Raw genomic sequence first — 23,468 nt, 5'->3', positions numbered from 1 at the left:
TGCGCACAACGTCGAACCACGGCGGGTTCGGTTCGACACCTGTCGCGTCAGATGTCGCCGAGGAGCCGCGCCGCCTTGATGCCCAGATGCAGGACCAGACGGCGTTCCCCGTCGCTCAGGTCGAAGCCGGTCAGTTCCCCGACGCGGCGGAGCCGGTGGTAGATCGTCGCCCGGTGCACACCGAGCTGCTCGGCCGCCGCACGGGAGTCACCCGCGCGGTCGAGGAAGGTCTCCGCGGTGACGAGGAGCGCGGGATCGGTGTCGAGGAGCGCGGTGATCGCCTGCGCGACCCCGATGCTCCGGAGCTGGTCGCGCGGCTGGGCGGCCAGCAAGGCGTAGATCCCGAGCGCGTCGTGACGGGCGACGGGCCGGAACACCGGGATCACGTCGGCGACCCGGATCGCGTCGAGAGCCTGCCGGTAGGAGGTCGCGGCGTCGGCCAGCCGCGCCGTCGCACGGCCCACCCCGGCGACCACGGCCCGCCAGCGGTCGGCACGCCCGAGCCGCCGCACCGCCGACGAGCACAGCTCGTCCGCGAGCCGGGGAACGCGCTCCATCGCGCGCCGCGTCACGACGAGCAGCCCGTGGTCAGGGCGGACCAGCACCATACTCTCGCGGAACGGCATCGCGCCGGCCGCCGCGCGCAGCGCCGCTCCGAGCGCCAGCCGGTCACCCTCGTCGACCTGCTGACCGGCCACCGGCAACGGCGCGACGACGACGGCGACGACATCCCCGCGCGCCGCGAACAGATCCGATTCGACGAGCCCGTCGGCGGCGAGTGCGCGGGCCACCTCGTCCTCGGACATCAGGTCCCGCAGGTACTCGCCGACACGCGCGTCGTGCAGCTCGCCCAGCGCCCGCTCACGGAACAGCACCTCCGCGGCTTCGCCCGCCGCGGTGCGGGCGAGAGCGAGCCCGGCATCGTCCACCGGCTCGTCGGCGTCGATGAGCCACAGGTAGCCGAACTGGACGCCCTGGAACCGGATCGGGATGGCGACCCGCGGCAGCAGGTCGAGTTCCGCGGCGGCGGGAAGGCGGACCGGCCCGTCAGCGCGGGAAAGCCGGAACCGCCGCAACCAGGCGACCGCTTCCGGCGGAGCCTCCCGGGTCAGCACCACCCGCGCCCGCATGTCGTCGATCAGGCCGGCCTGCGCGCTGTAGGCGAGCAGCCGGAAATGGACGTCGTCGACCGCGACCGCCCGGCCCAGCTGCCGGGCCAGCGTGTCCACCACCCGCTGGAGGTCTTCGCTCACGCCGGTGAATGTATCCCGGCTGTCGTCACCGCGGTCCGGGCAGACAGGACGGGCATCCCGGCAGGCGAGCACCGTGGTGGAGGAACCGGTGGTACCGGCTCTCCTCCTCGGCCGGGCCGGGAAGGTCCGCGGTCAGCAGCGGCCGCTCGGGAAGCGCGCCGAGGTCCACCCGTGCGCCGCCCTTGATGACCGCGTGGATGCTCTCGTAGTTTTTGGCGCCCTGCAATGGATCCGCGTCGAGCACCACCAGGTCGGCGATCTTGCCCGTCTCGATCGTGCCGAGGTCGTCGTCGACCCGGTATGCCTCGGCCACGTTGCGGGTCGCGGCACGCAGCAGCTCCATCGGCGACATGCCCTTCTCCTCCATCGCCCGCAGCCAGACGAAGTGACCTGTCGCGAGCCGTCCGAGAGCTTCGCCTTCGGGCAGGCCGTTCCAGGTGTTCTTGATCATCGGCTCGCGCATGACCTCCGGGGCGATGATCCCCCCGTCGTTGGCCATGAGGATCGTGGCACCGGAGCCGACGAGGTTGCGGCAGTTGGTGTCGGCGGCCTTCCACATCGTCCATTCGAAGTCCGAAACGGACTCCTTCAGCACCGAGAGCCCGTTGTCGGTCAACGGGAACAGGACGGCACCACAGCCCCGCTCCCCGAACAGGTCAAGCGTCTCCCGCGGGATTTCGGTCGGCCCCGTGACGTTGCAGTGCTGGATGAGGTCACAGCCCGCTTCCAGCGAGAGCCGGAGCCCTTCGACCGACGAAACGTGCGACTGCGCGGTCAGCCCGGCACGGTGGGCTTCGTCGGCGATGACCCGCTGCGTGCGGCCCGAGAACTGGAGGAAGGCACCGGCCGCGGTCGCGCCGTGCTCATTCGACGCGAACTTGACGAAGTCGATGCCGCGCCCGATGTAGTCCCGGACCTCCTCGCCGACCGCCTCGGGCGTCAGCCACATCAGGTGCCGCCCGGTGTTCTCCACCCACATCGCGTTGATCCGGTCGACGAAGTAGGAGCTGCCGACCCCGCTGATCCGCCCGTCGAAATCACCGGAGAACGGCCCGTCGAACCCGACGATGTTGCCGGCACAGCGGATGCGGCTGGCCACGATCTCGCCCCGGTCGATCCGGTCGCGGACGGACGTCAGCGCACGACGCGGACCCCACGTGTCGAACACCGTCGTCATCCCGCTTTTCAGCGCGATCTGCGCGGCTTCGGTGATCAGATCCTCGTAGCGGTCCTCGTAGCGGACGAGGGTTTCGAGGAAGACGCTCATCAGCAGATGCACGTTCGCGTTCATCAGCCCGGGGATGAGGTACTTCCCACCGAAGTCGACGGTCTCGACGTCCGCGGGGACGCGAAGGTCCGCTTCCCGGCCGATCGCCGCGATCCGGCCCTCGTCGATGAGGATGGCCCGGCCATCGACGCCCTGGTCGGCAACGCCGTCGATGATGGTCGCGCCGGTCAGCAGCTGGGGCATGTGGTCCTCCCGTGGTCGCCTCGGCAGCACCCGGCCGCCGCCGCCCGGCGCCGGCACTCCCTCGTGCCGGTCCCCGCCGTCGAGGCATCAGTGTCGCCGCCACAGCGGCCCCGGCCTAGGGACAGCGGTCGAATCCTGCCACCTCGGATACGACAGCTGTCGTAGGACCACTCGCCGGGTCACGGTCAGGGCCGCGCGGCGAGTTCGTAGCGTTTGTCCAGCCAGCGGACGATTTCCGCGGCGGCCAGCTCGTTCCCGGTCGGCTCGCCCGCGGCGATGGGGCCACCGAAGTGCAGGCCGCGGACCGTGGCCGTGCTGAGGTCGTCCGCCGCGAGCGCGCCTGCCATGCGGCCGGTATCGCCGGGGAAGGCGGCCTGGTCACCGGTCAGCTCGACGAACAGGGACGGCACGGTGACCCCGTGGGCGCAGCGCACGAAGTCGGCGTTGGAGCTGAGCCCGGACCACGTGGACAGCCACGCTTCCGGCGTGGTGAGCCGCCCGAAGCCGACTTGGCCGTAGTTGATGAGGTCGGGCCGGGCGCCGAACAACGACCCGTACGGGCGTTCGCTGGGATCGAGGGACAAGTCGACGTTCCGCGGATCGGCATCGGTCCGGAACACCGTGATGATCCGCGGCGCGAGCGAGCGGCGCCGGTGGACCGGGTCGCCACCGGCCTTGAAGGCCGCACGCGCCTCCGCGGCGCGCGCCAGATGCTCGCGCGCGGCGGCGTCGATCCGGGCGACCCGATCACGTTGCGCCGCACGGTAACGCGCCAGGAACTCGGGTGTGTAGGACGAGCTCGCGGGCGGCTCCGCGAAACCGTTCGCGGGGTCGAACGGGTCGAGGTCGGGCACCACGGACATCGGGTTCCGTTCGTCGGCCACCGACGGATCGATGCACGCGAGCAGCAGCTTTCCCTGCCCGGGGTGCGGGGCGAGGAAGACGGCGCCGTCCGCGAGGGGCATCTCCGCATCGGCCAGCGGGACCGGTCTGCCTCCCGGGGTGGCGGTGATGCGGCGGGAGGCGGGCAGGCCGGCCTGCTCCAGGTAGAAGGCGTAGAGCGTGCCGCCGCCGGAGTGCCCGAGGGTGACGATGGAGGCGAAACCCCGTTCCCGCAGGAACACCAGGCCCGCGGCGACGTCGAGCAACGCCTGCTCGTGCACCAGGTTGAGGTCGTTGTTGACCGACCGGGTGTGCTGCGTCCACACCGCCGCACCCGCCTGGAGCAGCAGGGGCACGATCGGGTGGTGGGTGACGTCCTGACGCGGGTGCATGAGGCAGACAACCGTCGTGGCGCCCGGCAGCGTCGTGAGGACACCTCGCACGGTCGCTCCGTCGGCGGTGGTCAGCTCGTGCACCGTGGTCGTGGTGTTCCCCGGACGGCTGCCGGACGGGAGATAACGTCCGGCGCCGAGGCGGGACGCGCCGCCGGTCACGCCGGCTCCACCCGCAGCGCGTCCTTGTCGTGCTGGGTGATGCGGCTGTCCCTGGCGACCCCGCCGACGGCCGAGTACCACACCGCGTGGCGGCACCCGGTGGCCCGGCGGTCGATCACGATCGTGCCCGCCGCACTGATCTCGAAGTAGGGGCCGATGCGCCCGACGGTCACCGCGGGGTCCTCGGCAGCCACCTTGGCGACCGGCGTGTTCTCCGGGACGTCCAGGACGTAGAGCGTGCTCACCGCCCGCTCCCCTGCGCCAGTTCCCAGTCAGCGGCCCGCTCGACGATCAGTTCCGCCTTGCGCGCCAGCAGTTTGCCGAACGTCGGCTCCGGCTCGCCGACCACGTCGAGCAACGCGTCGATGGTGAGGTTGGCGTCCAGGTCCTCCTGGGGCGTGACCGGCCGCATGGCCCTGGTGATCTCGAACATGTAGCCGTTCGGGTCGTGGGTGTAGATCGACTCGATGGTCTCGTGCTGGACCTGCATCTCCACCGGCCAGTCGCTGGCGTCCAGGCGCCGCCGGTACTCCAGCAGATCCTCCTCGTTCTCCACGTGGATCGCCAGGTGCCGCGACCGCACGAAGAACTCCGGGACATCGGCGCCGAACCGGGCGTAGACGTCGCCCCTCGCCCCCTTCGCGCCGCCGATGTCCTCGCTCGCGCCGAAGTAGTAGAAGAACGCGATGCGGTCCTCGTTGCCGATGTCGAAGAAGAAGTGGATGAAGTCCGGGTGGTCCTCGGGTCCCCATCCGGCCGCGCAGATCGAGTGCACGACCGGGAACCCGAGCACGTCGCGGTAGAACCGCACCGTCGCGGCCGGGTCGAACGTCGGGAACGCGACGTGGTCGACTCCGCGCACCCGGTGGTCCAGCTCTGTCATGGCCATCCTCCTGCCTGCTTCGAATGCCGTGCTGTCCGCAACGCTACGACGCGTCTACGGATGAGTCAACAGTTTGACGAGTGAGATAAAAGCAGGGTGACCGGGATGGTCCGTGGGCGCACGCCGACGAGCTCCCCTCCCGGTGCGGGGTGGGGAGCTCGTCGGCGTGCGGGTCAGTTCTTGATGATGCGTTCGAGGTGGTCGAGGTCCTGCCGCAGCATCTTCAACGCGGCTTCCGGCCCCTCGCCGTCGAGGAGGTGATGATCCGCCCTGCGCAACGCGGCGATCGCCATGTCGGCGAGCTGCTCGGTGACGCTGTCTTCGCTGTCCCGGCCGCCGGGCTGGAACCACCACGCCACCCAGTTGCACAGTCCCAGCACGCCCAGCGCGGCGATCCGGGCGTCGACCGGCCGGAACTGGCCTGCCCTGATCCCGTCCTCGACGACCTGGGCGACCGTCTTCAGCACCACGCGCCTGCTCTCGTCGTAGGCCGCGGTCAGCTCGTCCGGGAGCTCGGCTTCGGACCGGATGAGGAGGCGGAACCTGGCCGGCTGGGTCACCCGGCGCCGCACGATGACCTCCACGATCGCGCGCAGCTGCGCCACCGGATCGAGGGCCGTGTGCGCCAGCAGCTCCTTGAGCTCGACCAGCGGACCGTCGGTGACCTCGGTGACCAGCTTGGCGAGCAACTCGTCCTTGCTCTTGACGTAGTAGTACAGAGCGGGCCGGGTGATGCCGATCGCGTCCGCGATGTCCTGCAGGCTCGTACCGGCGAATCCGCGTTCGGCGAACAGCCGGGTGGCCTGCTCGTACATCTCGTTCTCGACGAGCTCGCGGCGGGCGGTCGTGACGCGGGCCGGCTTGTCACCGTTCGCCGCGTCGGTGCCGCCGGCCCGCGGAGACGACGTCTCAGCCTTCCGCGGTGCGGACTTTCGCCGCGAGCTGCCGGTCATGGTGACCATGATAGTGGGGCAGGGGTGGGGGCACGCTTCACTGTGTCGCCACGGATGCCCGGTCCGCGGACAGGAGCCGTCCGGCTCCCGGCAACACCGGGGGCAGGCCGAGGTGACGCAGCAGGGTGAACGCACCGGCCGTGGCGGCCGAGAGGACGGGAATGCCGAATTCGGCCTCGGCGGGTTCGATCAGGTCCAGCGACGGCATCTGCACGCACGCGGAGATGACGAGCGCGTCGGCACCGGAAAGATCGAGCCCACGAGCCGCCCGCATCACCCGGTCACCCGGGATGCAGCCGACCTCCGCGTTGTCACCCACTTCGAGTGCGGCCCAGTCGAGCACGGTGATGCCCTCCGACTCGAGGTAGGCGACGACCTGTTCCGCCAGCGGGCGCAGGTAGGGGGTGACCAGTGCGATGCGGCGGGCGCCGAGAGCGGCGAGCCCTTCGACGAGCGCCCCGGCGCTGGAGAGCACCGCCGGCCGCTGGCCCGCGCTCGCGAACTGCGCGGTCACCGCGGCCTCGGTGCGCTGGTGCTCACCGGGTCCCTGGGCCATCAGCGCGACCAGGCACGCGTAGAGCACCGCGTCCACACCCGCGTCGACGAGTTCGTCAACGCACCGTTCCCGCTGCGCGTTCATGGCCCGCAGCTCCTCCGGGGACACCTGGTGCATCCGCATCCGGCTGGAGTGGAAGGAAAACCGGCCGCCGTCGTGGCGGCCCAGCAGCGCGGGAACCTCCGTCTCGACCGTGACGTTGGAGCTGGGGACGACGAGTCCGATGCGGTGAGTGGTCACCGGGTTCCTCCTGAAGTGGGTGCCGTGACTGCGCTTTCCTGCCCTTCGGCCGCGGCGCGCTCGGCCGCGATCTTCCGGACGATGTCGGCGTGCAGGCGCTTCTTGTCCATTTTCCCGACCAGGGTGCGGGGGATCTCGGGAAGCGGTTCGATGCGTTCGGGCCATTTGAACTTCGCCACCTGCAGCGCCGCGAAATGCTGCTGCACCTGATGCAGGGTGAGTGGTTCACCCTCCACCACGACGTAGGCGCAGGCGCGCTCGCCGAGCCGGGAATCGGGCATGGCGACCACGGCGGCACCGACCACCCGCGGGTGGCGCAGCAACAACGATTCCACCTCCTCGGCGTTGATCTTCTCCCCGCCCCTGTTGATCAGGTCCTTGATCCGGCCCTCGATGGTGACGTACCGTTCCCCGTCGATCCGCCGGATCGCGGCGAGATCCCCGGTCCGGTAGAAGCCGTCCGAAGTGAACGCCGTCCCGTTGTGCTCGGGTGCGTCGAAGTAGCCGCGGAGGGTGTAGGGGCCGCGGCAGCACAGTTCGCCGATCTCCCCGTCGGCGACCTCGGTCTCCTCCCCCGGCACGAGAACACGCACTTCATCCAATGTGGACAAGGGAGTTCCGACCGTCTCCGCGCGCGCCTCACGGGGGGCGCCGGGACGGGTCGTGAGGAACAACCCCTCCCCCATGCCGAACAGCTGCCCGGACCACAGTCCACGGCGTTCGAGTTCCCCGAAAAGCTCGGCGGGCACTTTGGTGCCGGAGAGCACCACCTGGTTCGCCGACGCCGTGGCGGCCGCGAAACCGGGCAGGCCGACCGTCTTGAAATGCCCGTGGCCGAGCAGCGCGTGCGTGACGCCTTCCCTGGCCATCAACGGCAACGAGACGTCCGGATCGGCGGTGCCGAGCACCAGGCACGCACCCACGCTGTGCGGGCCGTGAACCGCGCACACGATCCCCGCGTTGTGGATGACGGGAATCAGGTGCGCGACGCGGGTATCGGCGTCCCACCCCCACGACCGCGCGTACTCCGCGGCGTTGTACCAGTATTCGGCGTGCAACCGCGGGATCACCTTGGGCACGCCGGTGGTCCCCCCGGAGAGCTGGAAGACCGCGACGTCGTCGGGGCCGATGCCGCGCTGGACCTCCTCGACGGTCGCGCGCGCGGTCCGCGGGTCGATGCCCGCACCGAGGGATTCGATCGCGGTCACGCCCGTGTCCGTGGTCCCGCCCAGCACCAGCACGTGCCGTAGCGACGGGTGGTCCCGCCGGTGCTCGACGGCGAAGCCGACGAGGTCGAATCCGCGTGTGCCCGCCTCGACGAGGTGGGCGACGGCGCCGACCCGGCGGCTGATCTCGCCGATCTCGTGGCCACGATGGGCGGCCAGGGTGCACACCGGGACCAGCCCGGCCTTGAGCACCCCGTACCAGGCGAGGATGACCCCCAGCCGGTTGGTCACCTGGAACAGCACCGGGTCGCCCGGGACGAGTCCCAGCCCCACCAGGCCGGCCGCCAGGCGATCGGTGCGCTCGTCCAGTTCCCGGAAGGTCATCCGCCCGTCGACCGCGACGACGGCGTCGCGGTCCGGATGACCGGTCGCGACCGCGTGCAGTTCGTCCGCGATGGTGCGCGTGCCCCACAGCCCTGCCTGCCGGTAACGGCGCACCGCGTCTTCGGGGTAGGCGACCAGCCGCGAACCCCACCTGCCGGTGTTCATGCCTCCTCCTCCGTGAACGAGACCAGGTCACAACGCCCGCTGATCAGGCCGGCCGCCAGATCCGCCCGCGCGCTCGCCGGACCGTCCACGATGATGAGCCCGCCGACTTCGGTCCGCACCCGTTCGGCCAGGTCCAGCCTGGTCAGCACCGCGAGGCGGTCCGCGGGTCCGGCGAACCGGAACCCGTCGGCTCCGTCCCGGCGGGCCTGCCGCGCCCGCGCGACGACGTCGTCTCCGGTCTTGTTCCAGGGGTCGGTGACGACATCGGCGAACTCGGTGACGGTCAGACCGTCCGGCACGGCGGGCAGAACCCGGTGGGGGAACTCGGTTTCCCCGTGCCGCAGTGGTTGGTCCAGCACCCAGTCGACGAGGTCCCCCGCCGGGGGCGGGGCCTTCGCGTACTGCTCGGCGGCGGCGGTGACGACGTCCGGGTTGCCCTCGGCGAAGCGGTCGAGCGGGACGTTGCCCGCCCTGGTCATGTAGGCGACCATGAGCTGTTCGACCGGGAGGTGCAGACGCGACGGGAACGATTCCCACCACAGCCGGCTGCGCCGCGCCAGCTCCTGCAGCCGCTCGACGGCCGGGCGGCGCGTGGCCTCGTACCGCGCATACGCCGAACCCACGTCCGGCTCCTGGTCCAGCGCTTCGACCAGCGCGATCGCGTCCTCCATCGCGAGCTTCGTGCCCGAGCCGACGGAAAAGTGCGCGGTGTGCGCCGCGTCCCCGAGCAGGACCGTCCGCCCGTCGGACCAGCGCGCGCACCGCACGGTCCGGAACCGGGTCCAGCGGGTCCGGTTGCCGATCAGCGGATGTCCGCGCAGTTCCCCGGCGAACACCTCTTCGAGGTAACGCAGGGAGGTGGCGTCGGAGGCGTCGGGCGGGGTCGCGTCGGTCGTGCGGTCGAACCCGGCACGCCGCCAGGTCTCCTCGTCCGTCTCGATCAGGAACGTGCTGCGCCCGCCCGAGTAGGGATAGGCATGGGTCACGAACACGCCGTGCCCGGTTTCGACCGGGGCGAACAACGCGTCGGGCAACGCGAAGTCGGCGCCGCACCACAGGTAGAGCCCGCGTCCGACGTCGATGGTCTCGCCGAAGTCACCCGCGGCCCTCGTGGCGCTGCTGACGCCGTCGGCGGCGATGACGACGTCCGCGTCGAACTCGCCGGTGCCGCGCCGTGTTCCGTATTCGATGCGGACCCCGGCCTTTTCGGCGTGCCGTTGCAGTACGGCGAGCAGTTCGGTCCGTGCGATGCCGATCAACCGGTCGTTGCGCACGCGCGTCATCCGGCCGCCCACCGACATCGTCATGTCGTGGCGGCATCCCGCGACCACCAGGTCCCGGAGCGTGTCCGGATCGGCGGCTTCGAGTTTGCGCTGGGTGCCCGCCGCCAGGCCCACGCCGAAACCGAACGTTGTGTCCGGATCGCCCTGCTCGTGCACGACGACCTCACAGGACGGCTGGGCCAGCTTCAGCAGGCGCGCGGCGTACAGACCGCCGGGGCCTCCGCCGAGGACGGCGGCGCGGCGTACTTGCATCCTGACCTCCACTTTCACGGCTCACTCATCGATTGACGACAACGTAAATGATTAGACATAGACGAAGAAGAGTCAAGGACCGGGGCGCTTGACGTCAAACACATACGTTTAATACTCTACATATCCGTAACCACTCGTGGCCTCCGGACGCGCCCCGTGGGCGCCCCGCAGCCGCCTCCACGCAAAGGAGCGTGAGTCATGGCGTATGTCATCGGCGTGGACGTGGGCGGCACGTTCACCGACGCCGTTCTCGACGACGACGCGGGGACGGTTCTCGCCGCCAAGTCCCCGTCCACCCCGCCGGACTACTCCCGTGGCGTCCTCGACGTCCTGGAGCTGCTGGCCGAGCAGCTGGGCAGGCCGCTGCCGGAGATGCTGGCCGACACCCACCACATCGCGCACGGCACGACGTCCTCGCTCAACGCGCTGGTGATGGGCAACGTGCCCCCGGTCGGATTCCTGACCACCAGGGGCCACCGCGACTCGATCTTCATCATGAACGTCGAAGGCCGCTACCTCGGCCGTTCGCCGCACGAGCTGCAGAACGTGCTCGGCCAGGCCAAGGACCACACCCTGCTGCCGAAACGCCACGCGCTCGAAGTGACCGAACGGATCGACCGCGACGGCCGCGTCGTGGTCCCCCTCGACGAGACCGCGGCCCGCGCCGCCATCCGGGCACTGCTCGACGACGGCGTGCGCGCCATCGCCGTGTCACTGCTGTGGTCGTTCCGCAACCCCGCCCACGAACGACGGCTCCGCGAACTGGTCGCCGAGCAGGACCCGGATGTCTTCGTCGCGCTCTCCAGCGAGGTCAGCCCCCGCATCCGCGAGTTCGCCCGCAACGCCACCACGATCATGAGCACCCAGATCGGCCCTGGCCTGCGCGACTACCTCACCACCCTGGAGAACACACTCCACGAGAACCGGCTGTCCGGCCCGCTGCTGGTGATGCAGAGCAACGGCGGTGCCGTCGCGGCCAAGGAAGCGCCTGCCACCGCGATCAGCACGGTCGGGTCCGTCCTGACGGGCGGGGTGATCGGGTCGGTGGCGCTGGGACGTCAGCTGGGCCACCGCAACATCATCTCCACCGACGTCGGCGGCACCACGTTCCTGGCCGGGCTGGTCGTGGACGGCGAACCGGTCCGCGACACCACCACCGTGATCAACCACCACCCGATCAACGTGCCCACCCTGCGGGTCGACGCGATCGGTTCCGGCGGCGGCGCGATCGCCTGGCTCGACGCGGGCGGGAACCTGCGCATCGGCCCGCGCAGCGCGCAGGCCGTGCCAGGCCCCGCCTGCTACGGCAACGGCGGCACCGAGCCGACCAACACCGACGCCAACCTCGTGCTCGGCATCCTGCCCGAGCGCGGTCTGCTCGGTGGTCGCAAACCGCTGTCACTCGACCTGGCGCGCCAGGCGATCGACACGCAGATCGCGAAACCACTCGGCCTCTCGGTCGAGGAGGCGGCCGCCGCCATCTACACGGTGCAGAACGCCCAGACCGGCGACCTGTTGCGCAAGACCGTCGTCGAGGCCGGGCACGACCCGCGCGAATTCGTGCTCTACGCGTTCGGCGGCGCCGGGCCCGCGCACTGCGCCGGCTACGCCGCCGAGGTCGGGGTCGACGAGGTCGTGGTCCCGCTGGGCCCGGTGGCGTCCGCCTTCTCCGCCTACGGCCTGGCATCCTCGGACATCGCGCTGGCGGCCGAGCTGTCCGATCCGACGATCGTGCCGTTCGATCCGGCCCGGGCCGAACGGAACTTCGCCGATCTGGAGAAGCAGGTCCGCGAGGGGCTCGACCGCCAGGGCGTGCGGTTCAAGACCGTCGAGCTGCACCGCGAGATCGACATGCGCTACTCGATGCAGCTCGCGGAGGTCACCACGCCGGTGGTGAGCGGTCCGCTGGACGCGCCCGCGATCGAGGAGGCCGCGGAGGCGTTCGAGGAGCGCTACGCCGCGCTCTACGGCAAGGACGCGGGCTTCCGCGAAGCAGGCATCCAGGCCATCACCTTCCGGGTACGGGGCATCGGCGTGCTCCCGTTCTCGCCCGAGCTGCCCACGGTGCCGGCCGCGGACTCACCGGATCCGGCCAGTGCGCTCGCGGGACGGCGGCCGGTGTGCCTCGACGCCGCCACCGGCTACGTCGACACCCCCGTCTACGACTACCGCGAGCTGCGCGCCGGGCACGAGCTCACCGGCCCGGCCATCGTCGAGGTCCCCACGACCACCGTCGTCGTCCCGAGTGGCACCACCGGCGTGGTGGATTCGCTCGGCAACCTGATCATCCGCCGCACCGCCGGGAGCACCTCATGAGCATGCCCATCCTGGGTTCCGAGACCTTCTCCAGCCGCCCCGTCGATCCGGCCGAGTTGCGGCGCTCGCTGCCCACCGCACTGCCGGTCCACTCCGTCACCCAGGAGCAGGTGGACGCGCTCGACCCGCTCACCTACGAGGTGGTGCGCCACCGCCTGTGGTCGGTGACCGACGAGATGGGCGAAGCGCTCAAACGCATGTCCGGTTCCCCCATCGTGACCGACGCCAACGACTTCGACTTCGCCATCTCCGACGAACTCGGCCAGGAGGTCCAGGTCGGCCTCTACAACACCATGCTGGTCGGAGCCGTCGACCTGGCCATCTACTGGACGCTGCGCAACCGCGCCACCAATCCGGGGATCACCGACGGGGACATGTTCCTCACCAACGACCCGTGGGTCGGCGGCGGGCTGCACCAGAACGACGTCATGGTCTACCAGCCGGTCTTCCACAACGGCGAGCTGTTCGCCTGGACGAGCGCGATCTGCCACGAACCGGACCTCGGCGGCGTCGGGCTCGGCTCCTTCGCGCCCGCGGCGCAGGACGTGTTCTCCGAATCGCTGCCCACCCCGCCCGTGAAGGTGGTGCGCGACTTCCAGCTCCAGCGCGACGTCGCCGACGTGTGGGTCCGGCGGTCCCGGGTGCCCATGCTGGTCGCGCTCGACCTGCGCGCCAAGATCGGGGCCAACAACGTGGGGCGGGAACGCCTGCACGCGCTGATCGAGCAGTACGGCGCCGACACCGTCAAGGCCGTCATGAAGCGCATGATGACCGACGCCGAAACCCGGCTGCGCGGCAAGCTCGCCGGCCTGCCCGACGGCAGCTGGAGCGCCACCGGATACCAGGACCAGTCCCACGAGGGCGACCGCGGCCTGCACAAGATCACCGTCACCACCACCAAGACCGGCGACCACCTCACCTTCGACTTCACCGGGACCGACCCCCAGTCCGGTGTGGTCAACTGCACCTACGCCGGCCTGCGCGGCGGCGTCATGCTCGCACTCCTGCCGATCCTGGCCGGTGACATCCCGTGGTCGGCCGGCGGGCTCATGCGGTGCTTCGACCTCGTCACCGAAGAGGGCACGCTGAACAACGCCACCTACCCCGCCGCGGTGGGTCGCGGGCCGATCGGCCCGGCCTGGCTCACCGGCAACCTGGTCGCCGAATGCCTGGCCCAGATGCTCGACCGCGACCTCGAACTCGGCAAGAACGTGCAGGCCACCTGCTGCGGTACCTGGGACACCGCCGTCATGGCCGGACTCGACGAACGCGGCGAGCACCCGTCCCCGTTCCTCAACATCATCATGGAGCCGATGTCCGGCGGGTACGGGGCGCGCCCGCACACCGACGGCATCGACACCGGTGGCCTGTTCTGCATCCCCATGGGCCGCATCCCCGACGTGGAGATGACCGAGTTCCTCTACCCGGTCCTGACGCTGTGGCGGCGCGAGGTGCCCGACTCCGGCGGCCCCGGGCGGCACCGCGGCGGCGTCGGGGCCTCGATCGCCATCACCCCGCACGGCACCAGCGTCCCGATGGGTCTCGTCCTCGCCTCCAACGGCAAGGCGGTCTCGCAGAACAGCGGCCTGGCGGGCGGGCACCCGGGCAACACCGGTCTCGACGTCCTGGCCCGCGACAGTGCCATCACCGACGTCCTCGCCTCCGGGCGGATTCCCGCGAGCCTGTCGGAGATCGACGGGACGCTGGAGCCCGCGCAGAACTACGCCTCCAGCTACCTGGCGCCGGGCGAAGTGTTCGTCATGACCTGGCAGGGCGGCGGCGGTTACGGCGATCCCCTCATCCGCGATCCCGGCGCGGTGGCCAGGGACCTGCGCGAGGAGAAGATCACCGCCGACGCGGCGAGGGCCGTGTACGGGGTGATCGTGGCCGACGGCGCGGTCGATGAAGCCGCGACCACGGCCGAACGCGACCGGCGGCGGGCAGAGCGCCGGCACCGCTCCGTCGTGTCGCGGGCACCGTCCGGGCGCAAAGCCGATCTGTCGTCGGGCAAGCGCCTCGACGACAACCTGGTCGAGATCACCGACGGGACACGGAGCGCGGTGGCCTGCCGCCACTGCGCGGAAGACCTCGGCGACAGCGACGGACTCGCGCTCGCCGTCCACGACGGACCCGCCACCGAAGCCGGCCCGCAGATCATCGCCGTCGCGGCCGATTACGTGGACGCCGAAGTGGTCTTCCGGCAGTACTGCTGCCCGTCCTGCTGGACCGCGCTGTACTCCGCGGTCGTCCCCGCCGACCACCCCGCACCACCCCTGGGCAGGGTCACCACGGCAGCGTGAGAAGACCGGGTGGGTGGGCCGAAACCGGCCCGCCCACCCGGAGCTTTCCCGCTCCCGTGCGGGGGATCATCGGCCGTGGGATTCGAGCAGCCGCAACCACACCTCGCTGACGGTGGGGAACGCCGGGACCGCATGCCAGAGCCGGTCCAGCGGCACCTCGCCCGCCACGGCGATCGTGGCGGCGTGCAGCAGTTCCGCGACATCCGGGCCGACCGCGGTGAACCCGACGATCACCCCGCGGTCCTCGTCGACGACCATCCGGGCGCGCCCCCGGTACCCCTCGGCGTGCAGGGCAGCCCCGGCCACGGCGCCCAGATCGTGGTCGACGACCCGGATCCGCGTCCCGGCGGCCTCGGCCCCGGCCGCGGTCATGCCCACCGACGCGATCTCCGGGTCGGTGAAGACCACCTGCGGGACCGCGCGCTCGTCGGCGGTGGCCGCGTGCCGGCCCCACTCGCCATCGTCGACCGGCTCGCCCTTCGCGCGGGCCACGATGACCTCACCTGCCGCCCGCGCCTGGTACTTGCCCTGGTGCGTGAGCAGGACCCGCCGGTTCACATCGCCGACGGCGTAGAGCCAGCCCTCCGCCCCGGCGACCCGCATCGTGGCGTCCACGGTGAGCCAGGCGCCCGGTGTGAGGCCGACCGACTCCAGGCCGAGGTCACCGGTGTTCGGCGTACGGCCGGTCGCGACGAGGAGTTCGTCGGCGTGGATCTGCTCGCCGTCGGTGAGCGTGATCGACACCGTGCCGTCGGCGTTGCGTTTGACCGATCCCGCCTCGGCACCGATACGCACCGCGACACCCTTGTCCCGCAACGACTCCGTGACGAGCTCACCGGCGAACGGCTCGTTGAGGTGCAAGACACCATCGCGGGCCAGCACCGTCACCGACGACCCCAGCTCGCTGAACGCGGTCGCCATCTCCGAGGCCACCACCCCGCCGCCGATCACGGCCAGCCTGCCCGGTACCTCCTTCGCCGCGACCGCCTCCCGGCTGGTCCACGGGGACGCGGCGCGCAGACCTTCGACATCCGGGATCAGCGCGCCGCTCCCGGTGGCGACGACGACCGCGTGCCGTGCGGTCAGCGTCGTCGCGGCGCCGTCGGCACCGCTCACCTCCACGACCCGCTCGGCGGTGATCCGGCCGTGCCCCCGATACAGCGTGATGCCCGCCGACTCGAGCCAGGACACCTGGCCCTCGTCCCGCCAGTTCGACGCGAAGGAGTCACGGCGGCGGAGCACGGCGGCCACGTCGAGTTCGCCGGTCACCGCCTCCCGCGCTCCCGGCACCCGCCGGGCGGCCCGCAGCGCCGCGCCACCGCGCAGCAGCGCCTTGGTCGGCATGCAGGCCCAGTAGGAGCACTCGCCCCCGACCAGTTCCCGCTCCACGATCGCGGCGGTCAGCCCGCCCTGGACGACCCGGTCGGCCACGTTCTCCCCGACCGGTCCCGCCCCGATGACGATGACGTCGTAGGTGGTCACGTCAGTTCGCCTTCACACCGAGGCGGATCGCCGACACCAGGAAGAAGATGCCGCCCAGCACGGCGTAACCGGCCACCGCGGACAGCGACGGATCCGCACCGGAGGCGCTGATGACGAAGTTGCCGCCGGCCAGCACCGAGATGCCGCCACTGAGGATCATCGGCCACTGGCCACCCATCCTCCGGCGCACGACCGCCACGATCAGCTGGACCAGCCCGGCCACGATCGCCCAGGCACCCCACACCCGCAGCACCGCCGGAACACCCGACGCCGCCGCCACACCCACGCCGATGGTGGCAAGCACACTGATCGCCATGTTCACATACAGCCCGCGAACCGACCCGGAGCCCTTCGCCGACCGGGCGTCCACCATGGCCGCGCCGACGTCGAACAGCGGGTAGATGACGACCAGGACGACACCGGCCGCCCCCAGGCCCGACTTGGTCGTCAGGAACACCAGCACCGCCCACACGATGGCGAAGGCGAAGCGCACGAAATACAGCCGGCGAAGAGCCGGTGCGAACCCGGCTACGGCGGGCGAGTCGACAGTAGTCACCATGATCCCTTCAGCACGAGAGCCCAGCCCTCGGAAGACCGAACGTTCTATCTCCATCAGCATGGCCACTCCGCCGCGCCTTGTCAAGACAGAACGTTCTAGCTGAGATCACGTCCCCGGGTCTCCGGGCTGAGCACGGTCGTGAGCAGTCCGATCAGCACCAGCACCACCATGTACAGCGCGAACACCCATTCCAGGCCGTGCTCCGACAACCAGGTGAGCAGGTAGGGCGCCGTGCCGCCGAAGACCGCGACGACGAAGGAGTAGGGCACGCCGATCCCGGAAGCGCGGACGGCGGTCGGGAAGAGTTCGGCGAAGTAGGCGGGCATGATCCCGACGAAGGCACCCAGGAAGAACAGCGCGACGACCATGATCACGAAGAGCCGGACCGCGGAGTCGTCGATGAGCAGCAGGAGCGGGAACGACAGCACGGCGAAGGCGACGGAGTAGGTGGTGAACACCGGCTTCCGGCCGAAGCGGTCGGACAGCTTCCCCCACAGCGGGAGGGTCACCATGAACACGACGTTGGCCGCCACGCTCGTCCACAGTCCGGCGGCCGTCGGCACTCCGCGCGTGGTGATCGCGAACCCGGACGCCCCGATCGCCCAGGTGTAGTAGACGACGGTGCTGGCGAGGCTGAACCCGAGCATCCGGGCCAGGCTGCGCTTGTTCGCGGCGAGACCGCGCACCAGGTCACGGATCCCGGCCCGCCGGGCGGTACCGGCATCCTCGTCGTGGCGCTCGAACGCCTCGGTCTCGGGCAGCGTGCGGCGCAGGTACAGACCCGCGAACCCGAGCAGGCCGCCGATCAGGAAGGGGATGCGCCAGGCCCACGCGCGCAGGGCCTCCTCGCCGAGCGCGCTGCTCGCCGCGGCGCCGATCACCGACGCCAGCACGATTCCCGCCGTGACCGACACGTAGAGGCTGGTCGACCACAGTCCGCGGCGTGCGCGCGGGGCGATCTCGGCGATGTAGGTGTAGGACGCGGCGATTTCGCCGCCGTGCGCGAGGCCCTGCGCCAGCCGCGCGAACACCAGGATGACCGCCGCCCACAGGCCGATGGCGGCGTGGGTGGGTGCCAGCCCGATGAGGAGGCTGCCCGCGGCCATGAGGATCATCGAGGTGGTCATCGAGAACCGGCGGCCCCGCCGGTCCGCGAGCCACCCGAACAGGAACCCGCCGATCGGGCGCATCACGAAGCCGACGGCGAAGACCGCGAGCGCCGACAGCAGCGCCGCGGTGGCCCCGTCCTGGACGAAGAACTGCGCGGCGAAGAACGGCGCGAAGATGGCGTAGACGCTCCAGTCGTACCATTCGAGCGCGTTGCCGATACCGGCTCCGAACAACGTCCGCAGCACCGGCGGCCCGGATACCGCGCGACCGGTGGCATTGGCCGGGGTGTGGCTGGGAACGGACACGGGCCCTCCTTCGGGCAGGTGTGATCGCCGCCGGGCGGAGTCGCCGTGGCGGAGTGGTGGGGTGCCGGTCAGTCGCGGAGTTCCGCCGCGCGGCGGACGGCGCGCACCGCGTTCACGTAGCCGGTGCAACGGCAGAGGTTGCCGCTGAGCGCATCGCGGATCTGCGCGTCGGACGGGTCGTCTTCGCGCGCCAGCAGGACCTCGGCGGCCAGCAGCATGCCCGGCAGGCAGAACCCGCACTGGAAGGCGTACTCCTCCATGAACGCGCGCTGGACCCGGCTCGGGTGTTCCGCGGTGCCGAGGCTCGCGATCGTGGTGACCGACGCGCCGTCGGCGCGTCCGGCGAGCACGAGGCAGGTCTTCACGCACCGGCCGTCGACGAGCGCCGTGCAGGTCCCGCAGTCGCCATTGCGGCAGCCCGCCCGCACGGCGGTGCTGCCGAACTCCTCACGCAGGACGTCGACGAGAGTGGTGTCCTGCTCGACGGTGACCACGCCGGTGCGGCCGTCGACCTCGAGTTCGACGCTGAGGGTTTCGTCGTTCACGCCGGTGTTCCTTCCGCTCTGATGAACGCGCGGACCGCGATCTCCGGCGCGACCCGTCTGCGGTAGTCCCATCCCGCCCGCAGATCGGACCAGCGGTGCCCGGACGGCACCGACTCGAGCGAGGCGGCGACCGCGGCGCGCACGTCCGCGGCGGTGGCCCGTGGCGGCAGGACCACCCGGACCGGCACCCGGGCGACCCCGCCGAGTACGACCAGCCCGGGCAGCATCGCGGCGGCGGTCATGATGGGCCACGACGACTCCGCGAACTTGAGCTTCACGTACCCGGCCCGGCGCTCCCCCAGCGGCAGCCGGATCCCCGCGACGAATTCGCCCGGCCCGAGATCGTTCTCTTCCGCCCCGCGCAGGAACTTCTCGGCCGGCACGATCCGGGACGCGTCCGCGGACCGGACGAACACCTGCGCGTCGAGCGCGACGAGTGCGGCGGGTGCGTCCGAGAAGGGCCGGGCCGCGCAGAGTGCGCCGGCGACCGTGCCCTGGTGCCGGATCTGGATGCCGCCGGTGATCCCGGCGCACAACTGGTGCAGCAGCGGGAGGCGGGCGGTGACCACCGGTGAATCCAGCAGCTGCTGGTAGTTCACCTGCGCGCCGATTTCGACCGCATGCGTGGTCAGTTCGATCCGGTCCAGCCCGGTGCGGCCGAGGTCGACGACATCGGTGGGCGTCAGCTCGCCACGGGAGAGCGACGGCACCGCCAGCGTGCCACCGCCGACCACCAACGGGGTTCCGTTCGCCGCCAGGACGCGGCGCAGCGCGTCGGCGGCTTCGTCGGCGCTGCGCGGAAAGCTCGTGCGGAACGTGCTCATCGCGCACCGGCATCGAGCAGGCCGGTGACCACCGGCGCGGTGAGGGGCACCGCGGTCACCGGAGCGGCCCCGAGGCGGTGCAGCGCGTCGTCGACCGCGTTGGCGATGGCGGCCAGCGCGCCACCCACCCCGGCCTCGCCCGCGCCCTTGGCGCCGAGGAGGGTTCCGGGTGCCCGGGTTTCGTGGTGGCCGATCACGAAATCGGGCAGATCGTTCGCGCGTGGCGCCAGGTACTCCTTGAAGGACCGGGTGGTGGGCGCGCCCCGCGGGTCGAAGCGGCTCTCCTCGGTGAGGGCCAGGCCCGCTCCCATGGCGAGTGCACCCTGCAACTGGCCCTCGACCAGCACGGGTTCGATCACGCGTCCGCAGTCGTGCACGGCGACCAGGCTGCGCAGCCTGACCACGCCGGTGAGCGGGTCGAGCGCAACGCGTGCGACGTAGGCGCCGCTGGAGAAGTACGGATAGCTGTACCGGAAGGCCGGATCGTGCGGCGGTTCCGGCCGGTAGCCGCGGGTGCGCGCCACCGTGCCGTCCGGTCCAGCCCCTCGCCGGATCTCGCGGGCCAGCACGTCGAACGCGATCGCGCCGGCCCGCCCGGCGTGTGCCGCGCCGCCGGAGAGCACGATGTGTTCCTCGGGCGTCGCGGTGAGCACGGCGGCGGCCCGCCGCAACCGCCGGGCGAGATCGCGAGCGGCGAGGACGACGGCGGCTCCGCCCACCGCGGCGCCACGGCTGCTCGCGCTTCCCGTTCCGGGAGGGCACAGTGCGGTGTCGCCCTGCACGACGGTGACCTGGTCGCGGCCGACGCCGAGTTCCCCGGCCGCGAGGCCGGCCAGCGCCGTGGTGTTCCCGCCGCCGGGATCGGTCACGCCACTGAGGACGGTGACCGTGCCGTGGTCGTCCAGTGACACCGTCGCGCTCTCCGGCGCCGCGGTGATCTCCGGTTCGCCGGGGACGACCCGGCCGGAGGCGTGCCCGCCGCCCTCCGGGGTCACTTCGAGGGCGATTCCCGTTCCGCCGGGCTCCTCGCCGGGTTCCGGACCGCCCGGGCCCGCCAGGTCGAGCACCTTCTCCAGCAGGGCCGGGAAATCACCGCTGTCGATGCGGTAACCGGAGGGCATGCGATGGGGCAGCGCGTCCGGGGTCAGGAGGTTGCGCCGCCGCACCTCGGCCGGTTCGAGGCCCACGCGGCGGGCGACGAGATCCATGATCCGCTCCATCACGAACACCGGGGCTTCCTTGCCGAACCCGCGGCAGGAGTGCCACGGCGGCAGGTTCGTGGCCACCACCCGGGAGCAGATCGAGACGTTGTCGATGGCGTACGCGGTCGGGAACACCGCGGCACTGACATAGGACTGCCGCCACCCCGGGGACACCGATTCGGCACCCACCGGCAGCACCGCGTGGTCCCGCAGCGCGTGGATGCGGCCACTCCGGTCGAACGCGACCCGCACCCGGTGCACCTGCTCCCGGCCGCCGCCCAGGAAGCATTCGGCCCGGCTCTCGATCCACTTCACCGGACGCTCGCACAGCATGCTCAGCAGGGCCACCAACGGTTCTTCGGCCTGCCCGCTCATCTTGAGGCCGAACGATCCGCCGATGTGGGGCACCACCACCCGGACCCGGTCCGCGGGCAGGTTCAGCACCTCGGCCAGCATGTCCCGAAGCTGGAACGGCTGCTGGTGCGAGGCGTGCACGGTCAGCGAGCCGGTGGCCCGGTCCCACGCCGCGACGTAACCACGTGGTTCCAGCGGGGCGGTGGTGCTGCGGCCGAGCGAGAACTCCTGCTCCAGCGTGTACGGCGCGCCGTCGAGAACGGCTTGCGCGTCGCCACGGTCGATCCGGTGCTCGGCGACGAGGCGGGACCGGTCCCCGGCGCCGAGCACCTCGGGAGTGAGGAACGGCCGCGCGTCCAGCAGCGCCGGAAGGTCCTGATAGGACACCCGGACCGCGGCTGCCCCGGCCTGGGCCGCGCGCGGGTTCTCCCCCGCCACCACCGCGATCGGCTCACCGGCGTAGCGGACCTCGTCGACCGGGAGCGCGGGCAGGGTGCTCCGGCGGCCACCGATCAGCTCCGGCTCACCGAACTGGTACGGCAGTGCGCGCAGGTGCCGGGCGGCCTCCTGCCCCGTCAGCACCCGCGCGACACCGGGCACCGATTCGGCGGCACGCGTGTCGACGCCGAGGATCCTGGCATGCGCACGAGTGCCGCGCACGACCGCCATGTGCAGCAATCCGGGTGGACGGAGGTCGTCGACGTAGGTGGCCGTGCCACCGGCGAACGCGAACGCATCCGTCCGCGGCCACTGTGCGGGCGCCGTCATCGCACTCCTCATCGAGTTCGACAGGAACAGGATTCAGGTGGTCTTCATCCGGGCGAGGCCCTCCAGGGCGAGCCCGTAGCCGAGCAGCCCGTGCAACCGCTGCCGCAGCTCTTCGGTCAGCACGGTGCGGCTGTAGCGGCGCACCAGACGCGGCTGCCGCAACAGCAGTTCCGCGAGCTCGCGGGCGCGGGGCAGCAGCTCCTCGCGGGGCAGTACCTCGTTCACCAGCCCGATGTCCCGCGCTTCGGCGGCGGCGAGCTTCTGCCCGGTGAAGAGGAAGTAGCGGCCGCGGGTCGGCCCCATCAGCAGCGGCATCACGACGTGCATCCCGTCCCCCGGCACCATGCCGCCCGGGAAGTGCGCGGTGTCCTGGAAATAGGTGTCCGCCGAGGCGAGGACGATGTCGGACACCAGGGGGATCTCCGCGTGGCGCACCGCCGGGCCGTTGATCGCCGCGATCACCGGAGCCTCGATCGCCAGCAGGTTCGGCAGCAGCTGCCTGCCCTCCCACTGGATCGGGTCGTAGCTCTCCGGCGTCATCGTCCGGCGGTTCGGGTGCTTGCCCGGTTCGATCGCCGGGCCGCTGAACGCCTCCCCGGTGCCGGTGAGGATGACGACATCGTTGTCCCGGTCGCGACCGATCTCCAGGAACGCGTCCTCGAACTCGTGGTGGGCCAGCAGGCTCCACTGCAACGGGCCGCCGTCGGTGTGGAAGTGCACTTCGAGGATCCCGTCGGTCCGGTCCATCCGGATGGTCCGGTACCGGTCCCGGTACGCCGGGAAGTTCGACGGGCCGCGGTCCACTCGCGACATGGCGGCAGCGTGGTCGGCGGATGCCATCAGGCGGCTCCGTTCTCGTCGAGGATCGCGACGGCGCGGGTCCACCCCGCCGAAGCGGCGTGGATCTTGAAGGGGAAGCAGACGACGGTGAACCCGTGTGCGGGCAGCTGGTCCAGGTGCCGCAGTTTTTCGATCTGGCAGTACCCGGTGCGGCGGCCCGCTTTGTGCCCTTCCCAGATGATCGAGGCGTCCTTGTCCCTGGCATAACGCTCGGCGACGTAGGCGAAGGGGGCGTCCCAGCTCCAGGCGTCCGTGCCGACCACCCGCACGCCGCGATCACACAGCCACAGCGTGGCCTCGCGGCCGATGCCGCATCCGCTGGAGGCGTACTCCGGCGTGCCGAAGCGCGCGGCGGCGGAGGTGTTGACCACGACGATGTCGAGCGGCCGCAGGTCGTGCCCGATCCGGTCCAGCTCGGCTTCCACATCCGCGGCGGTGGCGACGTAGCCGTCGTCGAAGTGGCGGAAATCGAGTTTGACGCCGGGGCGCATGAACCAGTCGAGGGGCATTTCGTCGATGGTGAGCGGCTTGCTGCCGTCCTCCATCAGCGAGGAATAGTGCCACGGCGCGTCCACATGCGTTCCGTTGTGCGTGGACAACCGAACCGTTTCGAGCGCGAACGCCTCCGAATTCGGCAGCTCCTCCGGCTGCAGCCCCGCGTAGCGCTTCTGCAGCACGGCAAGGGTTTCCTGGTGCGAGGTGTAGTCGATCCGGAATTCGTATCCCGGAGGATCGGACGGTACGCCGTTTTCCAGCGACATCGAAATGTCGACGAATCGTGTCATCGGTGCTGATCTCCACAACGAAACTGAACGGCCCGG

Annotated in this window: 19 protein-coding genes; 2 read left to right on the top strand and 17 right to left on the bottom strand. The window is 71.0% G+C overall.

The annotated features are described in order from the left end of the window. Positions 1-47 precede the first annotated feature (47 nt). The 9 genes from HNR02_RS36515 to HNR02_RS20350 form a co-directional block, all read right to left on the bottom strand. Positions 48-1,253 carry a PucR family transcriptional regulator gene (locus HNR02_RS36515; RefSeq protein WP_179774730.1) on the bottom strand — a complete coding sequence of 402 codons (1,206 nt, stop codon included), beginning with the start codon at positions 1,251-1,253 and terminating at the stop codon, positions 48-50. A 25-nt stretch (positions 1,254-1,278) separates the two neighbouring features. Beyond that, positions 1,279-2,724 carry an amidohydrolase family protein gene (locus HNR02_RS20385; protein ID WP_179774729.1) on the bottom strand — a complete coding sequence of 482 codons (1,446 nt, stop codon included), beginning with the start codon at positions 2,722-2,724 and terminating at the stop codon, positions 1,279-1,281. A gap of 185 nt (positions 2,725-2,909) precedes the next feature. Continuing rightward, a complete protein-coding gene (locus tag HNR02_RS20380) occupies positions 2,910-4,160 on the bottom strand; it encodes an alpha/beta hydrolase (RefSeq protein WP_179774728.1) in 1,251 nt (416 codons plus the stop codon). After that, positions 4,157-4,405, bottom strand: coding sequence for a hypothetical protein (locus HNR02_RS20375; protein ID WP_179774727.1), 249 nt, complete (start codon positions 4,403-4,405; stop codon positions 4,157-4,159). Before HNR02_RS20375 ends, HNR02_RS20380 begins: the two co-directional genes overlap by 4 nt. Beyond that, positions 4,402-5,043: a VOC family protein gene (locus HNR02_RS20370; protein ID WP_179774726.1), complete on the bottom strand. Its 642-nt coding sequence runs from the start codon at positions 5,041-5,043 to the stop codon at positions 4,402-4,404. The genes HNR02_RS20375 and HNR02_RS20370 overlap by 4 nt, the downstream gene beginning before the upstream one ends. Positions 5,044-5,216: 173 nt before the next feature. Beyond that, positions 5,217-5,996 (bottom strand): TetR/AcrR family transcriptional regulator, encoded by a 780-nt coding sequence (locus HNR02_RS20365; RefSeq protein ID WP_312861067.1) that lies wholly within the window; start codon positions 5,994-5,996, stop codon positions 5,217-5,219. A gap of 37 nt (positions 5,997-6,033) precedes the next feature. Continuing rightward, positions 6,034-6,792, bottom strand: a complete 759-nt coding sequence (locus tag HNR02_RS20360; RefSeq protein WP_179774724.1) for a maleate cis-trans isomerase family protein — start codon at positions 6,790-6,792, stop codon at positions 6,034-6,036. Next, complete coding sequence (locus tag HNR02_RS20355) at positions 6,789-8,507, bottom strand: (2,3-dihydroxybenzoyl)adenylate synthase (RefSeq protein ID WP_179774723.1); 1,719 nt, start codon at positions 8,505-8,507, stop codon at positions 6,789-6,791. The genes HNR02_RS20360 and HNR02_RS20355 overlap by 4 nt, the downstream gene beginning before the upstream one ends. Next, on the bottom strand, positions 8,504-10,042 hold the full coding sequence (locus tag HNR02_RS20350) for an FAD-dependent monooxygenase (RefSeq protein ID WP_179774722.1): 1,539 nt from the start codon (positions 10,040-10,042) through the stop codon (positions 8,504-8,506). Before HNR02_RS20350 ends, HNR02_RS20355 begins: the two co-directional genes overlap by 4 nt. A gap of 198 nt (positions 10,043-10,240) precedes the next feature. Between HNR02_RS20350 and HNR02_RS20345 the strand changes: the two genes are divergently transcribed. Next, complete coding sequence (locus HNR02_RS20345; protein ID WP_179774721.1) at positions 10,241-12,358, top strand: hydantoinase/oxoprolinase family protein; 2,118 nt, start codon at positions 10,241-10,243, stop codon at positions 12,356-12,358. Next, on the top strand, positions 12,355-14,658 hold the full coding sequence (locus HNR02_RS20340; protein WP_179774720.1) for a hydantoinase B/oxoprolinase family protein: 2,304 nt from the start codon (positions 12,355-12,357) through the stop codon (positions 14,656-14,658). The genes HNR02_RS20345 and HNR02_RS20340 overlap by 4 nt, the downstream gene beginning before the upstream one ends. 66 nt (positions 14,659-14,724) lie before the next feature. Here HNR02_RS20340 and HNR02_RS20335 read toward each other — a convergent pair whose 3' ends face one another. From HNR02_RS20335 to HNR02_RS20300, 8 genes are all read right to left on the bottom strand, one after another. Then, complete coding sequence (locus HNR02_RS20335; RefSeq protein ID WP_179774719.1) at positions 14,725-16,140, bottom strand: dihydrolipoyl dehydrogenase family protein; 1,416 nt, start codon at positions 16,138-16,140, stop codon at positions 14,725-14,727. A 1-nt stretch (position 16,141) separates the two neighbouring features. Next, on the bottom strand, positions 16,142-16,699 hold the full coding sequence (locus HNR02_RS20330) for a hypothetical protein (RefSeq protein WP_179774718.1): 558 nt from the start codon (positions 16,697-16,699) through the stop codon (positions 16,142-16,144). A gap of 95 nt (positions 16,700-16,794) precedes the next feature. Then, a complete protein-coding gene (locus HNR02_RS20325) occupies positions 16,795-18,114 on the bottom strand; it encodes an MFS transporter (protein WP_179774717.1) in 1,320 nt (439 codons plus the stop codon). Between the two features lie 68 nt (positions 18,115-18,182). Further along, entirely contained in the window at positions 18,183-18,659 is a 477-nt protein-coding gene (locus HNR02_RS20320) for a (2Fe-2S)-binding protein (protein WP_312861066.1), read from the bottom strand. Beyond that, on the bottom strand, positions 18,656-19,483 hold the full coding sequence (locus HNR02_RS20315) for an FAD binding domain-containing protein (RefSeq protein ID WP_179774715.1): 828 nt from the start codon (positions 19,481-19,483) through the stop codon (positions 18,656-18,658). Before HNR02_RS20315 ends, HNR02_RS20320 begins: the two co-directional genes overlap by 4 nt. Further along, on the bottom strand, positions 19,480-21,807 hold the full coding sequence (locus tag HNR02_RS20310) for a xanthine dehydrogenase family protein molybdopterin-binding subunit (RefSeq protein ID WP_179774714.1): 2,328 nt from the start codon (positions 21,805-21,807) through the stop codon (positions 19,480-19,482). The genes HNR02_RS20315 and HNR02_RS20310 overlap by 4 nt, the downstream gene beginning before the upstream one ends. A gap of 33 nt (positions 21,808-21,840) precedes the next feature. Continuing rightward, entirely contained in the window at positions 21,841-22,647 is an 807-nt protein-coding gene (locus tag HNR02_RS20305) for an enoyl-CoA hydratase/isomerase family protein (RefSeq protein ID WP_218903011.1), read from the bottom strand. Then, positions 22,647-23,432 (bottom strand): cyclase family protein, encoded by a 786-nt coding sequence (locus tag HNR02_RS20300; RefSeq protein WP_179774713.1) that lies wholly within the window; start codon positions 23,430-23,432, stop codon positions 22,647-22,649. Before HNR02_RS20300 ends, HNR02_RS20305 begins: the two co-directional genes overlap by 1 nt. Positions 23,433-23,468 lie beyond the last annotated feature (36 nt).

Source organism: Amycolatopsis endophytica (assembly GCF_013410405.1).
GTDB lineage: Bacteria > Actinomycetota > Actinomycetes > Mycobacteriales > Pseudonocardiaceae > Amycolatopsis_E > Amycolatopsis_E endophytica.
The sequence above is the reverse complement of the archived record's forward strand: the minus strand, read 5'-3'. Positions and strand labels throughout refer to the sequence as shown.

Bases quoted from the DNA above. Each gene is read 5' to 3' on its own strand.
- HNR02_RS20385 (WP_179774729.1), bottom strand. From the start codon at position 2,724: ATGCCCCAGCTGCTGACCGGCGCGACCATCATCGACGGCGTTGCCGAC.
- HNR02_RS20345 (WP_179774721.1), top strand. From the start codon at position 10,241: ATGGCGTATGTCATCGGCGTGGACGTGGGCGGCACGTTCACCGACGCC.
- HNR02_RS20330 (WP_179774718.1), bottom strand. From the start codon at position 16,699: ATGGTGACTACTGTCGACTCGCCCGCCGTAGCCGGGTTCGCACCGGCT.
- HNR02_RS20365 (WP_312861067.1), bottom strand. From the start codon at position 5,996: ATGACCGGCAGCTCGCGGCGAAAGTCCGCACCGCGGAAGGCTGAGACG.
- HNR02_RS20305 (WP_218903011.1), bottom strand. From the start codon at position 22,647: ATGGCATCCGCCGACCACGCTGCCGCCATGTCGCGAGTGGACCGCGGC.
- HNR02_RS20310 (WP_179774714.1), bottom strand. From the start codon at position 21,807: ATGACGGCGCCCGCACAGTGGCCGCGGACGGATGCGTTCGCGTTCGCC.
- HNR02_RS20355 (WP_179774723.1), bottom strand. From the start codon at position 8,507: ATGAACACCGGCAGGTGGGGTTCGCGGCTGGTCGCCTACCCCGAAGAC.
- HNR02_RS20370 (WP_179774726.1), bottom strand. From the start codon at position 5,043: ATGACAGAGCTGGACCACCGGGTGCGCGGAGTCGACCACGTCGCGTTC.
- HNR02_RS20300 (WP_179774713.1), bottom strand. From the start codon at position 23,432: ATGACACGATTCGTCGACATTTCGATGTCGCTGGAAAACGGCGTACCG.
- HNR02_RS20315 (WP_179774715.1), bottom strand. From the start codon at position 19,483: ATGAGCACGTTCCGCACGAGCTTTCCGCGCAGCGCCGACGAAGCCGCC.
- HNR02_RS20340 (WP_179774720.1), top strand. From the start codon at position 12,355: ATGAGCATGCCCATCCTGGGTTCCGAGACCTTCTCCAGCCGCCCCGTC.
- HNR02_RS20350 (WP_179774722.1), bottom strand. From the start codon at position 10,042: ATGCAAGTACGCCGCGCCGCCGTCCTCGGCGGAGGCCCCGGCGGTCTG.